The sequence below is a fragment of the Novosphingobium sp. BL-S-33 genome (assembly GCF_056857025.1).
The window spans coordinates 3,057,517-3,070,299 of the sequence record NZ_CM166474.1; the positions used below are offsets into that span (position 1 = coordinate 3,057,517).

Below are 12,783 nucleotides of genomic sequence, written 5' to 3' on the forward strand. Positions count from 1 at the left end.
GGGCCTGAGGCGGGAAACGGCGCCGCCTCGCGGCACGACCAGACCATCGAACGCGCTCCTTCACAGGATACGTAATGGCCGGAAGATAATGGCAATCTCCCGATCTATCAAACCAATAGAATACGCCCCGGGAACTTCAAACAGCGCCGCGAACGACTTCACGCCTGCCCGCATGTCTTGCGCGCATAAACGAACGGCGCGCCCGGTGACCGGGCGCGCCGTAATCTTTTACGAAGGGAAAGCCCCGATCAGTAGCGGCGGGCTACCGCGAACTCGACTGCCTCGCACATGGCGTCTCGCGCGGCACCGGCGGGGAAGATAGACAGGGCGTCGATGGCGCGCTGCGCATAGAGCCGCGCACGCTCACGTGTCGCCTCGACGCAGCCATGACGATTGATCAGCTCGACAGCGTGCGCGAGGTCTTCGTCCTCGGTGCGGAAGCCGGCGATAGCCTCTTCCCAGAACTTGCGTTCCTCGGCCGTGCCGCGCGCATAGGCGAGGATGACGGGTAGCGTCATCTTGCCTTCGCGGAAATCGTCGCCCTTGTCCTTGCCCGATTCGGAGGCCTCCGAATCGTAGTCGATGGCGTCGTCGACAAGCTGGAAAGCAATGCCCAGGTTGCGGCCATAGGCATCCAGCGCATGCTCCTCGGCCTCGCCCTTCTCGGCGACGACAGCGGCGATGCGGGTCGCGGCCGCAAAGAGCGCGGCGGTCTTGGAGCCGATGATCTGGAGGTAGTGTTCCTCGCTCGTCTCGATCTTGCGCTGGGCGACCAGCTGATCGACTTCGCCCTCGGCAATGATCGAGCTGGCGCTCGACAGAATCTTGAGAACCTTCAGGCTGCCGTCTTCGACCATCAGCTCGAACGCGCGGCTGAACAGGAAGTCGCCCACCAGAACCGTCGCCGGATTGCCGAAGACGATATTCGCCGCCGCCTTGCCGCGCCGCAGGTCCGAACCGTCGACAACGTCGTCATGCAGGAGCGTGGCGGTGTGAATGAACTCTACCGAAGCCGCCAGCTTGTGGTGGCGCGTGCCCTGATAGCCGCAGAGTTCCGCCCCAGCGACGGTGAGCATCGGACGCATGCGCTTGCCGCCACCCGAAATCAGGTGACCGGCCAGTGCCGGAATAAGCGGGATCTCGCTCTGCATGCGATCAAGAATGACCGCATTCACGCTGTTCATGCCGGCCGCGGTAAGCGCCAGCATGGGGGCGAGGGAAGGCTGCGATCCGCGCGTGCGCAGGGGTATGACATCGGCACTCATCGTTTCGGCGCATTGCGCGCTTGCAAGCATTTACGCAAGAGCGAATGCCACAACGCGGGTGCACAATACGGTTGGCGGCGCCGATCGGAGGGGCACATCGAAAGGACGGTTTGGCGGCCGGACTGGAAGAGCGCGCAGAGGCGTGCTAGCGGACCGTCCCGATGACCGAGACCACGCCTCCCGCCACCGATCCCGTTCTGGCCTCTTACCGCGCCAGCATCGACAACATCGATGCCGCGCTGATCCACATGCTCGCCGAGCGATTTCGGATCACCCAGGCCGTGGGCACCTACAAGGCCGAGAAGAACCTTCCCGCCTCGGATCCCAGCCGGGAAGAGCGCCAGATCGTCCGCCTGCGCAAGCTGGCCGAAGACGCGCAGCTCGACCCCGACTTCGGCGAGAAGTTCATCCGCTTCATCATCGATGAAGTGATCCGCCACCACCAGCGCGCGAAAGCGGGCTGAGGTTCGGTTTGGAAATTCGCCGAAAGCGAATTTGACGACAGGCAATACCTGAGGGACGGCGCGATCTCGCGCCATCCCTCAGCCTTGCATCAGCCCTCGACGAGGTCCTGAAGGCGCGTGATCAGTGCCTGGATGCGCGTTGCGGCTTCCGCGAACGTCTCCAGGTCTTCCTTGTTACCGTCCTCGCGCGCTTCCTTGGCGGCCTCGACATACCCTTCGAGGTCGGCCTCCAGCGCATCGACGATCATTTCGATCTCGTCGGGGGATACGGTCAGCGTGATGGAATCGGTCATTGGGGGTTATCCTCGATCAGGTGAACCGGGCCCATGGGGACGAACGGCTGGTTCCGCAACAGTCGTTAGCGCCGGTTCCACGGGATTTTAAGCCGGGAATATGTCAGGCGATAGCACGCGGCAGGTAAAGCCTGACAAGCAGGCCGCCGAGATCCTCGCTCTCGTCCAGTTCGACGCTGCCGCCGTAGATTTCCACCACGTCGCGCACGATGGCAAGGCCAAGGCCGGTGCCGGGCTTGCCCGAATCGAGCCGCGCGCCGCGATCGAAGATGCGGATGCGCTCGGCCTCGGGAATGCCCATGCCGTCATCCTCCACCCAGATCTGGCACAGGCGCGAATCGCGCTCGGCGTCGACTGTGACGAACACGCTGCCGCCGCCATACTTGGCCGCGTTCTCGATGAGGTTGCCGAGGATTTCCTCTAGATCCTGCTTTTCCAGCGCGACCACGGCAGCGTGATTGCCATCCAGATCGCAGCGGGCCTGATCGTAGAGCCGCTCCACCGCGCGCAGCACGGCCTCAAGGCTTGGCCAGACATCGGCGCGCGACTGTCCCACGGCGCGGCGGCCCACCGCCCTCGCCCGCGCCAGATGGTGATCGACCTGCCGGCGCATCACCGCCGCCTCGCGAATCACCGTATCGGCGAGATCGGGCGCCTTCGCGGTCGCCGCGTTCATCACCACGGTCAGCGGCGTCTTCAGCGCATGAGCAAGATTGCCCGCATGGGTACGCGCTTCCTCGGCCTGACGCTCGTTGTGTTCGAGCAGTGCATTGAGCTCTTCCACTAGCGGCTCGACCTCACGCGGGAGCGGGTCGGCAACCCGGGCCGATCCAGTGGTACGCAGCTTCTGGATCGCGCGGCGCACGTGGCGCAGCGGGAACAGGCCGTACCAGGTCTGCATCCCCGCCATCAGCAGCAGGCCGAAGCCAAGCGCGACGAAGCTGTAGACCAGGATCGCCCGGATCATCTTGATCTGCTCGTCCAGATCGACACGACTGGCGGCGACCGTGAACATCCACTTGGTATTGCTGCCCGGCAGGATGATCGAGCGCTCCATCACGCGCAGCGTCTCGCCCGGGAACTGGTGCGAATCATAGACGTGCGGCTGGGCGTCGAAGTGGTCCGCCGGCACGTCGAGGCTGCGGTCCCACAGCGAGCGCGAGGGGAAATCCTCATGCCCTTTGCCGCGAATCTGCCAGTAGAGGCCCGAATTCGGCTCAAGAAAGCGCTGGTCGCCCAGCGGGCGGATGAAGAAGACTTCTCCGTCCGGGCCGATTTCCGCCGAACCGATCATGCCGGTCAGCATGTAGCCCAGTTGCTCGTCGAAATTGCGCGTGACGAGCCCGGTCAGCGTGTGGTCGAGCGCCAGCCCGCCGACCAGCAGGAGGATCGAAATCCATCCTGCCGCAATCAGCATCATGCGCCGGGCAAGCGAACCGGTAGGCGCCTCGTGCGGGAAGCTTTCGCGTGCCTCGGGTTCGGGCACGGCTTCGGGCGGGGCGGTGTTCGCCACCGCCGGCGCCTCAGCCGCGGCCGGGTTCGGCGGGATCGTCGAGACTGTAGCCAAGGCCACGGATCGTCGTGATGACATCGGCACCCAGCTTCTTGCGGATGCGCGTGACGAAGACCTCGATCGTGTTCGAATCGCGGTCGAAATCCTGATCGTAGATATGCTCGATCAGTTCGGTGCGGCTGACCACCTTGCCCTTGTGGTGCATCAGGTAGGACAGCAGCTTGTATTCCTGCGCGGTCATCTTCACCGGCTCGCCGGCCAGTGTGACGCGGCCGGAACGGGTGTCCAGCCGCACGTCGCCGGCCGTCAGTTCGCTGGAAGTATTCCCGGAAGCGCGGCGAATCAGCGCGCGCAGGCGGGCAATCAGTTCCTCGGTCTGGAACGGCTTGGCGAGGTAGTCGTCGGCACCGGCATCGAGCCCGGCCACCTTGTCTGACCAGGAATCGCGGGCGGTGAGCACCAGCACGGGGAAGTCGCGCCCTTCGCGGCGCCACATGCCGAGCACGGTCAATCCATCGATCTCGGGCAGGCCAAGGTCGAGAATCACCGCGTCGTAGTCCTCGGTCGAGCCCAGGAAATGTCCGTCCTCGCCATCGGTCGAAAGATCGACGGCGTAGCCGGTCTGTTCCAGCGTGGTCTTGAGCTGGTTGCCGAGCGTAGGTTCATCCTCGACGATCAGGATGCGCAAATCGGTCTCTCCCTCGGAGGTGCCCTGAAATGGGCCACGAAATGGATGAAGCAAATGGGGTGAAAGCCGGTAAGCGTCAAGCGATCCAGCCTTCCGGGCGCATAACCACGCCCGATCGGCGGGATCCGATCAGCGGGATTGCCCGATCACGCGGCCGGTGCGGGCATCGACATCGACGAAATAGACCTTTCCATTCTGGATGAACTTGAGCCGATACGCCATCGCGGCGGCATCGTATTCGGGACCGAGGTATTGCATCGCCCCCATGCGCGGCAGGACAAGCTGCTCGATCTGGCGGATCGAGAGGATGTTGCCCGCCTTCCGCTCGCGGCGGGCCTCTCCCTGCTCTCCGCCCGGATCGGCGGCGTGCGCGCAAAGCGAAGGCGCCACCAGCGCAAACGCGGCAATCACAGTTGCGCCCAGGAAAGCGCTGCGCACTGCAAGAAAGGAGACGAGGCGTTTCATAACGTCGTGGGTGCCTAAGCACCGGGGCTTGAACAAGTCCTGAATGTGGCACGAAGGCGGCACCGACTGAAATGTGTTGCAGGAATCCCACGCTCACATTGCTTCCGCCGCGCTTGCGGCCCCCTGCCCCTGCCTGTAGGGCGCAGGCATCATGGCAACTGCACCTATTCTCAGCTGGGAAGGCCTCGGCCTCATCCAGGGCAACGGCTGGCTCTTCCAGGACATCGACATCAACATCGGTCCCCGTGACCGGCTGGCCCTGATCGGCCGCAACGGCGCGGGCAAGACCACGCTGCTGAAGCTGATCGCGGGTATCGTCGATGCCGACAAGGGCACGCGCTCGGTCCAGCCCGGCACACGCGTGGTGACGCTGGAGCAGGATCCGTTCTTCACCGGCTTCGACACCCTGCTCGATTTCGCGATCCACGGCGACGACGCGCCGCCACGCCACGAGGTGGAGTCCATCGCCGACCAGCTCGGCATCGACCTTTCGCGCGAAGCCAGCAGCGCATCGGGCGGCGAGCGCCGCCGCGCCGCACTGTGCCGCGCCCTCGCCTCCGAGCCGGACCTGCTGCTGCTGGACGAGCCGACCAACCACCTCGACCTTGCCGCCATCGACTGGCTGGAATCCTGGCTCCAGCGCTATAACGGCGCTTTCGTGGTCATCAGCCACGACCGTACCTTCCTCACCCGCCTGACCAATGCGACGCTCTGGCTGGACCGTGGAGGCCTGCGCCGCCGGGACATCGGCTTCGGCGGCTACGAGGCGTGGGAAGACGAAGTTTACGCCGAGGAAGCGCGCGCCGCGCAGAAGCTGGACGCCAAGCTCAAGATCGAGGCGCACTGGCTGGAACGCGGCGTCACCGCGCGCCGCAAGCGCAATCAGGGCCGCCTTGCCAAGCTCTGGGAAATGCGTGCGCAGCGCGCCTCGATGATGGGCCCGCAAGGCGCGGCCAAGCTTGCCGTGGTCGCGGACGACAGCAAGACCAAGTCGGTTATCGTTGCCGAACACGTCACCAAGCGCTTTGGTGACCGCACGGTCATCAAGGACTTCAACTTGCGCATCCAGCGCGGCGACCGCATCGGCGTGGTCGGCGCCAACGGTTCGGGCAAGACGACGCTGCTCAAGATCCTGATGGGTGAAATCCAGCCCGATGAGGGCAAGGTAACGCGCGCGGCGACGCTCGACGCCACGGTCATCGACCAGCAGCGCAGCCGGATGAGCCCGGAAATGCGCATCCGCGACGTGCTGGCCGAAGGTGGCGACTGGATCGACGTGGTCGGCGTGCGCAAGCACATCCAGGGCTACCTCAAGGACTTCCTGTTCGATCCCGGCCTTGTCGAGGCGAAAGTGGGCACGCTGTCCGGCGGCGAGCGTTCGCGCCTGCTGTTCGCGCGCGAATTTGCGCGCACGTCGAACCTGCTAGTGCTGGACGAACCGACCAACGACCTCGACCTCGAAACGCTCGACCTGCTTCAGGAAGTGATCTCGGACTACGACGGCACCGTGCTGATCGTCAGCCATGACCGCGACTTCCTCGATCGCACTGTCAACGTGACCCTCGGGCTCGACGGATCCGGCCATATCGACGTGATCGCGGGCGGCTATGCCGACTGGGAAGCCAAGCGCCGCCAGCGCACGGCCTCCGGCAAGGCCAAAGCGAAGGAGAGCACCAATACCGCCGCTCCGCCGCCGCCGAAGAAGGGCAAGCTGTCCTACAAGGACCAGCGAGACTACGAACTGCTGCCGAAGAAGATCGAGGAACTGGAAGCGGCCATTGGCCGAGACGAGGCGGCGCTGGCCGACCCCGCGCTCTACACCCGCGATCCGGCGAAATTCGCCAGCCTCACCGCCGCCATCGACAAGGCGCGCGCCGACAAGGAAGCGGCCGAGGAACGCTGGCTGGAACTGGCCGAGCAGGTCGAGGGCTAATCCGGAGTTCGGCGGTGAATATGCATCTCCTGCCCGGAGATGCATACGCCCCACCCTCTGGATATAAGTCGAACTGCCAATCCCACATCATCGTCGCCCCCGCGAAGGCGGGGGCCCCGCTTTCTGGCGACCTCGCGCCTAGCGCAAAAGAAGCGGGATCCCCGCCTTCGCGGGGATGACGAGGTTGCAGCTGGAGTGCACCTTCAGATCGGGAATCAGGTCTGCTTTACGGGCAAGGCTTAAATCTACCCCGTGAGCGCGGCGGCGCCCTCGTCTTCGAGCGACTTTCCGTCCAGCACCGCGCGCCAGAAGCGTACAAGGTTCTGCGCATTCACGCCCCATGAAAAGCGGGCGACATTGGCCGAAACCTGCTCTTGGCTCGGCGGGTCGGCGAGAATGGCATGCACCGCCTCGGCAATTGCCTCGGGCGTGCGTTCGGCAAGGCGGCCAGCGCTGGGGTCCTTCACCACCTCGCGCGCGCCGCCGATGTCGGGAACGACAATCGGGGTGCCGCAGGCCAGCCCTTCGATCCAGACATTGGCAAGCCCCTCGCTCGCCGAGGGCAGCACCAGCACATCGGCCGCGCAGAGCAAGTGCGGCAGGAGATCGTGACCGACCTGCCCGAGGAACTGCACACGGTCGGCAACGCCGAGCGAATGGGCAAGCCCGCGCAATGCCTTTTCGTCCGCGCCCACGCCCGCCAGCGCAAGGCGCACACCCGGCAGATGCGCCAGCGCCTCGATCACCAGCCGCTGGCCCTTTCGCGGGATCAGCGATCCCGGCGTCACCAGCAGCGGCCCCACCGACCAGACACCAAGATCCGGCAGTGCCGAGACCAAGGCCCGCGCCGCGCCGCGCTCGATGGGATGAAAACGCTCACGGTCGAGGCCGGTATAATGAACGCCGATCCGATCGCCCGGCATGCCAAGCGCGATCATGTCTTCGCGCAGCGCCTCGCTGACCGCCAGCATGCCGCTCGCCTGTCGTGACGCCTTGAGCATCTGCGCCAGCGCGGCCGGGCGTTGCCCCCAGTAATGGATATCGGCGCCGCGCGATTTGATCGTCAGTGGCACGCCCAGTTCCTGCGCCACGATCGCGGCGGCGGGGCCGTCGGGGAAGAAGAACTGCGCATCGACAAGGTCGAACGGCTGCTCGGCATGCAACTGGCGCGCGAGAGGCAAGATCGCCTTGGCAATGCCCCCCGGATTACTGTCGCCGCCGATTTTCGGGATCAGCGTGAACTTCGGATAGAGCACTTCAATGCCCGAAGCGTCGCTCGCCTCAGGCAGCTCCCGCAGCGCATCGTAGGGCTTGCGGCGCGACAGCGGCCATGGCGGCACACCGACCGGACTCACCATTACGAGATCGACGGCGCAGTTGGCCACCACCGCGCGCATCTGGTTACCAACGAAGATCCCGAAGGACGGCTTCGCGGGGTTGGGGAACAGCGTGGCTATCGAAAGGATGCGCATGACGTGCCCCTACGCGTGAGAAGTTAGAGCTTTCTGACCAGCATCTCCGCAACCGCCAGCCACTGCGGATGTTCCACCAGCACTTGCCTCTGGCCGATGGCCGGAGGCAGCAGCGCGATGCGATCCCCGTCACAATCGATCAGCCGCCCGAACGCGAAGCGCCCGACGGGACGCGGCACCAGCACATCGCGGTTGAGCGCCCGCGCGGCCTGCCCCGGAGGCAGCTGGCGCAGCCAGACCTGATCTCCCACACGGTACTCACCCGAGGAGGTCTCCACTTCCAGCACCAGCCAGGGCGCTTCGGCGGCGAGTTCGTGGGGTGGCACCGCTTCACGCGGCGCGTGCGGCGCTTCCGGCCCGGCTTCGGTCAGGACCGCGACGATCATCGCCGGTTCGCGCGTTTCGCTACGCAGCAGAAGTTCAGGCTCCACCTCAAGCGCGGCGGCGATGCGGTTCATCCAGCCAAGCGACAGCGTCCGCGTGCCGGTTTCAAGCCGCCCGATGGTCTGCGCCGTCGTCGCCGGACGGCAGGCGGCGGCCACATCCGCCAAAGTAAGGCCTTTCTGCTGCCGGATGTCACGAATACGGTTGATCACGGGCACCTCGGAATAACCAATTAGGTTTTCTCTTTCCTACAATCACTCCAGTTTGGCAAGTTACGGCCTTCTGTAAACTCTGGAGGAAGCCATGAAGCAGCATCTTGTCGAACGCCCGCTCACAAGCGAGGGATCGGGCCGCCTCGCTGCCGATTCGCCCAGACGGCGGGGGCCGCGCAGCGTGACCGTCAATCTGGCCGAATCCTCGCTATCCTGGCTCCATGCCCGTGGCCATTTGAGCGACCGCCGGTTCGCCGCCGGCGAACTCCTGCGCGCTGACTGGGAACGCGCGCAGCTTTCGCCGCGCGTGACGATGCACTGGGACCCGGTCCGCGTCGGTGGCGGCGGGACGGACCTCACCCCCGGCGAGCGCCAGATTGCCGCCAAAGCGCGGTTCGATAGCGCCATCGCTGCCGCCGGTTCGGGGCTCGCCGACGTGCTGTGGCGCGTGGTCTGCGCGGGCCAGACAGTGCCCACTGCGGAAAAGACGCTGGGCTGGCCAGTGCGCAGCGGCAAGCTGGTGCTCGGCCTCGCGCTTGACCGGGTGGCGGACTTTTACAGGATCGCAAAATAGCCCTGCCCGCGCACCATTCGGGCACGAAAAAGGGGCCGTTCCCTTGCGGGAGCGGCCCCTTTTCCTGTCAGTCAGCAAACGGCGTCAGGGACGCGCGCTGCGCTCGCGGGCGAGGCGTTCCTGACGGTCGATCTCGCTCTCGGTCTTGACGAAGCTGTCGCTGCTCACGCCCAGCCAGATCAGGATCGGCGCGGCCATGTAGATCGAACTGTAAGTACCAACGAAGATGCCCAGCACGATCGCGGCGGTGAAGCCGAAGATCACGTCCGGGCCCAGCAGCAGCAACGAAACCAGCGTGATCAGCATCGACAGCGAAGTGACGATGGTGCGGGCGAGCGTCTCGTTGACCGAAAGGTCGAGCAGCTCGGGCATCGGCATCTTGCGATACTTCTTCATGTTCTCCCGGATACGGTCGTAGACGACGATGGTGTCGTTCAGCGAGTAACCGATCAGCGTCAGCAGGGCCGCGACGATGTTGAGGTCGAACTCCATCTGCGTGATCGCGAAGAGGCCGAGCGTCAGCGTCACGTCGTGCACGAGGCTGAACAGCGCGCCGACACCGAATTGCCACTCGAAGCGGATCCAAATGTAGGCCGCCACCGCCAACGCCGCGAGGCCGAGTGCGAGCATGGCGCTGCGGCCAAGCTCACCCGAGACCTTGCCCGTGACCGAATCGACGCCGTCGATACGGGCATCAGCGTGGTTCGAGCGGATGTCGGTGGTGATCGTGCGCGACATGGCGTCCGACAGCTTCGGATTCTTGTCTCCGCCGGTCGGCAGCTTCATGCGGATCGAAATTTCGTTCGGCTTGCCGAAGCGCTGGATGATCGGCTCGCCGTAACCCAGCTTGTCGATCTCCTTGCTGAGCACCTCGACGGGGGCGTTGGTGCCCTCCGCAAAGGTCACGCGGATCACCTGGCCGCCGACGAAGTCGACGCCCAGATTGAGGCCCTTGGTGACGACGAGGCCGATCGAGGCCGCCATGAGAACAAGGCTCATGACGTAGAACGGCACCCGCCACCGCAGGAAGTGGATGTTGGTGTGGTCGGGAACGAGCTTGAGGAGCTTCATCTGTCCTCTCCTCTTACAGGTTCAGGTCCGCTGGCCGCGTCTTGCGCAGCCAGCCGGCGACCCACATGCGGGTCATGGTCACGGCAGTGAACACGGACGTCGCGATACCGATCAACAGAACGATGGCGAAGCCGCGCACCGGTCCGGTGCCGAAAGCCGCCATGAGCACGGCAGCGATGACGTTGGTGATATTGGCGTCGAAGATCGCGCGGCTGGCTTCCTTGTAGCCGAGTTCCACCGCTTGCAGCACACGCCGGCCACGATGGCGTTCCTCTCGGATACGCTCGTTGATCAGCACGTTGGCGTCGACCGCGGCACCGATGGTGAGCACGAAACCGGCGATGCCGGGCAGCGTCAGCGTGGTGCCAAACAGGCTCATCACGCCGAGGATCATCAGCAGGTTCACCACCAGCGCGCAGCAGGCATAGACGCCGAAGCGGCCATAGGTGACGAGGATGAAGATCATCAGCAAGCCGGTGCCCACGCCCATGGCGATGGCACCCTTGTGGATCGAATCGGCGCCGAGGTCGGGACCGACGGTGCGCTCCTCCACCACGGTAAGATCGACCGGCAGCGCGCCCGAACGCAGCGCGATGGCAAGCTGGGTGGCCGACTGGACCGTGAAGCTGCCCGAGATCTGCGCGCCGCCGCCAAGGATCGGCTCGCGGATGCTGGGAGCCGAGAGCACCTTGCCGTCAAGGATGATGGCGAAGCGCTTGCCGACGTTCTCGGTGGTCAGCTTGGCGAACTTCTCGCCGCCCTGCTGGTTGAAGGTGATCGAGACGACCGGTGTGTTGGTCTTGGGCTCGAAGGCCTGCTTGGCATCGGTGAGTTCGTCACCCTTGATGCCGCCGAGGCGCTTGACCGCCAGAACCGGGACGCCCTGCGAGGCCGGATCCTTCGGATCGGCCCAGGGAACGAGTTCCGAACCCGGGGGAACCACGCCCTTGGCAAGATCGCTGGGCACGGCGGTCTCATCGACCATCTTGAATTCAAGCTTGGCGGTCTGGCCCAGCAGGTTCTTCAGCGCCTGCGGATCCTGAAGACCGGGGACCTGCACATCGATGCGCGTTCCGCCAAGGCGGCGGATATCGGGCTCCTTGGTGCCCAACGCGTCGATACGCTTGCGCACGACGTCGACCGCGGTTTCCATCGCGTTGTTGATCGCAAGATCGATGCCGGCCTGGGTCGGCACGAGCACGAAGCGCGATCCGTCAACCACCTGGATGTCCCAGTCGCGCTGGCCGGAGAGGCCCGCGCCGGAGGTCAGCGGCAGAATCGCTTCACGCGCGGCATCGACCTGCGAAGGGTCGCGCACCGTGAAGGAGAGCTTGCCGCCGGAGCTGGAAACGTCACCGATGGCAATGCGCGGCTCGCTCTGGCCAAGGCGCGTGCGCACCGACTCTTCCATGCCTTCCAGACGCTGCTGGGTGACCTGGTCACGATTGGCTTCGAGCAGCAGGCGGCTGCCGCCGGCAAGGTCAAGGCCGAGATTGATCTTGGGCTCGGGCAATGCCGAGGGCCAGCGCACGTTCGGTGTGAGCGCGACCAGCGAAGGCAGGGCACAGACGCAGAAGAACAGCGTCAGCGCCCAGTACCAGGCCTTCTTCCAGGTGGAAAATTCGAGCATAGCCTCAGGCTTCTCTTTTTCTGATTTTAGGGCCGAAGCCTCAGTCGTTGGCGGGCTTGGAACCGGCGGGCGGAATGACGTCGACAATGGTCGACTTCACGGCCTTGACCTTCACGCCCTGGGCGATCTCGATCTCGACATAGTTATCATCGACCTTGAGGACCTTGCCGACGAAACCGCCGCCGGTCAGCACTTCGTCACCCCGCTTCAGCTCGGAAAGCTTGCTGCGGTGTTCCTTCTGCTGCTTCATCTGCGGACGCATGATGAGGAACCAGAAGATCGCGGCCATCGCCACGAAGGGCAGATACTGGATCCATGCGGGCGGAGCGCCCGCGGGCGCGGCGGCGGCAAGCTGGTTGAGAATCGAGCTTTGCATTGAGATGAAGGGCCTTCTTGTCGTTTCGTCCCGGCGCGAATCGCGCGTTGCATCGGATGTGCCGCACGCCCCGCCCCGAAATACCGTCGCCGGATTTCACCGGATGGGCGCGGTTAGCAATAAAGCGGAAGGCTGGCAACGCGCGCACTCGCGGGCGAAAGCGCCCCCAGCCCCCCCAATGTCACGGCCAAATGGCCATCTTCGGCGCCACTTCAAGCCCTGATGCATTCATCCACAGGCCCCGTGAAGAAAGTGAAGAAAGGGTGCTTGCGCTATCCGAATGACCTGCCTATAGGCCGCGCTCCGGTCGGGACGTAGCGCAGCCTGGTAGCGCATCACACTGGGGGTGTGGGGGTCGGAGGTTCGAATCCTCTCGTCCCGACCAATTTTCCAAACATCGTCGACAATGCACCCCCCCCCTCGGGGACCCTCGACGCATGTTT

At 64.8% G+C, this 12,783-nt stretch carries 13 protein-coding genes and 1 tRNA gene; 4 read left to right on the forward strand and 10 right to left on the reverse strand.

Annotated features, from left to right (window positions below; all coding sequences use genetic code 11):
- Positions 1–248: 248 nt before the first annotated feature.
- Positions 249–1,265, reverse strand: a complete 1,017-nt coding sequence (locus AC1VVM_RS14200; RefSeq protein ID WP_132385680.1) for a polyprenyl synthetase family protein — start codon at positions 1,263–1,265, stop codon at positions 249–251.
- Positions 1,266–1,426: 161 nt separating this feature from the next.
- On the opposite strand from AC1VVM_RS14200, the gene AC1VVM_RS14205 reads away from it, so the two are divergent.
- Positions 1,427–1,729: a chorismate mutase gene (locus AC1VVM_RS14205; RefSeq protein ID WP_132385681.1), complete on the forward strand. Its 303-nt coding sequence runs from the start codon at positions 1,427–1,429 to the stop codon at positions 1,727–1,729.
- Between the two features lie 89 nt (positions 1,730–1,818).
- On the opposite strand, the gene AC1VVM_RS14210 is transcribed toward AC1VVM_RS14205, so the two are convergent.
- The 4 genes from AC1VVM_RS14210 to AC1VVM_RS14225 form a co-directional block, all read right to left on the reverse strand.
- Positions 1,819–2,022 carry a hypothetical protein gene (locus AC1VVM_RS14210; protein WP_132385682.1) on the reverse strand — a complete coding sequence of 68 codons (204 nt, stop codon included), beginning with the start codon at positions 2,020–2,022 and terminating at the stop codon, positions 1,819–1,821.
- 103 nt (positions 2,023–2,125) lie between these two features.
- On the reverse strand, positions 2,126–3,442 hold the full coding sequence (locus AC1VVM_RS14215; RefSeq protein WP_243652415.1) for a sensor histidine kinase: 1,317 nt from the start codon (positions 3,440–3,442) through the stop codon (positions 2,126–2,128).
- Positions 3,443–3,545: 103 nt separating this feature from the next.
- On the reverse strand, positions 3,546–4,223 hold the full coding sequence (locus AC1VVM_RS14220) for a response regulator (protein WP_132385684.1): 678 nt from the start codon (positions 4,221–4,223) through the stop codon (positions 3,546–3,548).
- Between the two features lie 129 nt (positions 4,224–4,352).
- Positions 4,353–4,688: a PepSY domain-containing protein gene (locus AC1VVM_RS14225; RefSeq protein WP_132385685.1), complete on the reverse strand. Its 336-nt coding sequence runs from the start codon at positions 4,686–4,688 to the stop codon at positions 4,353–4,355.
- 151 nt (positions 4,689–4,839) lie between these two features.
- Here AC1VVM_RS14225 and AC1VVM_RS14230 point away from each other — a divergent pair, with 151 nt between their 5' ends.
- Entirely contained in the window at positions 4,840–6,621 is a 1,782-nt protein-coding gene (locus tag AC1VVM_RS14230; protein WP_482955252.1) for an ABC-F family ATP-binding cassette domain-containing protein, read from the forward strand.
- Positions 6,622–6,866: 245 nt separating this feature from the next.
- On the opposite strand, the gene AC1VVM_RS14235 is transcribed toward AC1VVM_RS14230, so the two are convergent.
- Together AC1VVM_RS14235 and AC1VVM_RS14240 are read right to left on the reverse strand one after the other, a co-directional pair.
- A complete protein-coding gene (locus tag AC1VVM_RS14235; RefSeq protein ID WP_482955253.1) occupies positions 6,867–8,093 on the reverse strand; it encodes a glycosyltransferase in 1,227 nt (408 codons plus the stop codon).
- Positions 8,094–8,116: 23 nt separating this feature from the next.
- Positions 8,117–8,689: a helix-turn-helix transcriptional regulator gene (locus tag AC1VVM_RS14240; RefSeq protein WP_482955254.1), complete on the reverse strand. Its 573-nt coding sequence runs from the start codon at positions 8,687–8,689 to the stop codon at positions 8,117–8,119.
- A 91-nt stretch (positions 8,690–8,780) separates the two neighbouring features.
- Between AC1VVM_RS14240 and AC1VVM_RS14245 the strand changes: the two genes are divergently transcribed.
- Positions 8,781–9,263, forward strand: a complete 483-nt coding sequence (locus tag AC1VVM_RS14245) for a DUF6456 domain-containing protein (RefSeq protein ID WP_482955255.1) — start codon at positions 8,781–8,783, stop codon at positions 9,261–9,263.
- An 84-nt stretch (positions 9,264–9,347) separates the two neighbouring features.
- On the opposite strand, the gene secF is transcribed toward AC1VVM_RS14245, so the two are convergent.
- From secF to yajC, 3 genes are read right to left on the reverse strand one after another with little or no spacing between them, the layout of a single operon-like run.
- Positions 9,348–10,334, reverse strand: a complete 987-nt coding sequence (secF, locus tag AC1VVM_RS14250; RefSeq protein WP_482904444.1) for a protein translocase subunit SecF — start codon at positions 10,332–10,334, stop codon at positions 9,348–9,350.
- Between the two features lie 13 nt (positions 10,335–10,347).
- Positions 10,348–11,964 carry a protein translocase subunit SecD gene (secD, locus tag AC1VVM_RS14255; protein ID WP_482904445.1) on the reverse strand — a complete coding sequence of 539 codons (1,617 nt, stop codon included), beginning with the start codon at positions 11,962–11,964 and terminating at the stop codon, positions 10,348–10,350.
- A 40-nt stretch (positions 11,965–12,004) separates the two neighbouring features.
- Positions 12,005–12,340: a preprotein translocase subunit YajC gene (gene yajC, locus AC1VVM_RS14260; RefSeq protein ID WP_132385692.1), complete on the reverse strand. Its 336-nt coding sequence runs from the start codon at positions 12,338–12,340 to the stop codon at positions 12,005–12,007.
- A 308-nt stretch (positions 12,341–12,648) separates the two neighbouring features.
- Here yajC and AC1VVM_RS14265 point away from each other — a divergent pair.
- Positions 12,649–12,725 (forward strand) — tRNA-Pro (locus AC1VVM_RS14265).
- The last annotated feature ends 58 nt before the right edge of the window (positions 12,726–12,783 follow it).

Excerpts from the sequence above, each read along its gene's own strand:
- AC1VVM_RS14200 (WP_132385680.1), bottom strand. The coding sequence starts at position 1,265 with ATGAGTGCCGATGTCATACCCCTGCGCACGCGCGGATCGCAGCCTTCC.
- AC1VVM_RS14205 (WP_132385681.1), top strand. The coding sequence starts at position 1,427 with ATGACCGAGACCACGCCTCCCGCCACCGATCCCGTTCTGGCCTCTTAC.
- AC1VVM_RS14210 (WP_132385682.1), bottom strand. The coding sequence starts at position 2,022 with ATGACCGATTCCATCACGCTGACCGTATCCCCCGACGAGATCGAAATG.
- AC1VVM_RS14215 (WP_243652415.1), bottom strand. The coding sequence starts at position 3,442 with ATGATGCTGATTGCGGCAGGATGGATTTCGATCCTCCTGCTGGTCGGC.
- AC1VVM_RS14225 (WP_132385685.1), bottom strand. The coding sequence starts at position 4,688 with ATGAAACGCCTCGTCTCCTTTCTTGCAGTGCGCAGCGCTTTCCTGGGC.
- AC1VVM_RS14230 (WP_482955252.1), top strand. The coding sequence starts at position 4,840 with ATGGCAACTGCACCTATTCTCAGCTGGGAAGGCCTCGGCCTCATCCAG.
- AC1VVM_RS14235 (WP_482955253.1), bottom strand. The coding sequence starts at position 8,093 with ATGCGCATCCTTTCGATAGCCACGCTGTTCCCCAACCCCGCGAAGCCG.
- AC1VVM_RS14245 (WP_482955255.1), top strand. The coding sequence starts at position 8,781 with ATGAAGCAGCATCTTGTCGAACGCCCGCTCACAAGCGAGGGATCGGGC.
- secF (WP_482904444.1), bottom strand. The coding sequence starts at position 10,334 with ATGAAGCTCCTCAAGCTCGTTCCCGACCACACCAACATCCACTTCCTG.
- secD (WP_482904445.1), bottom strand. The coding sequence starts at position 11,964 with ATGCTCGAATTTTCCACCTGGAAGAAGGCCTGGTACTGGGCGCTGACG.
- yajC (WP_132385692.1), bottom strand. The coding sequence starts at position 12,340 with ATGCAAAGCTCGATTCTCAACCAGCTTGCCGCCGCCGCGCCCGCGGGC.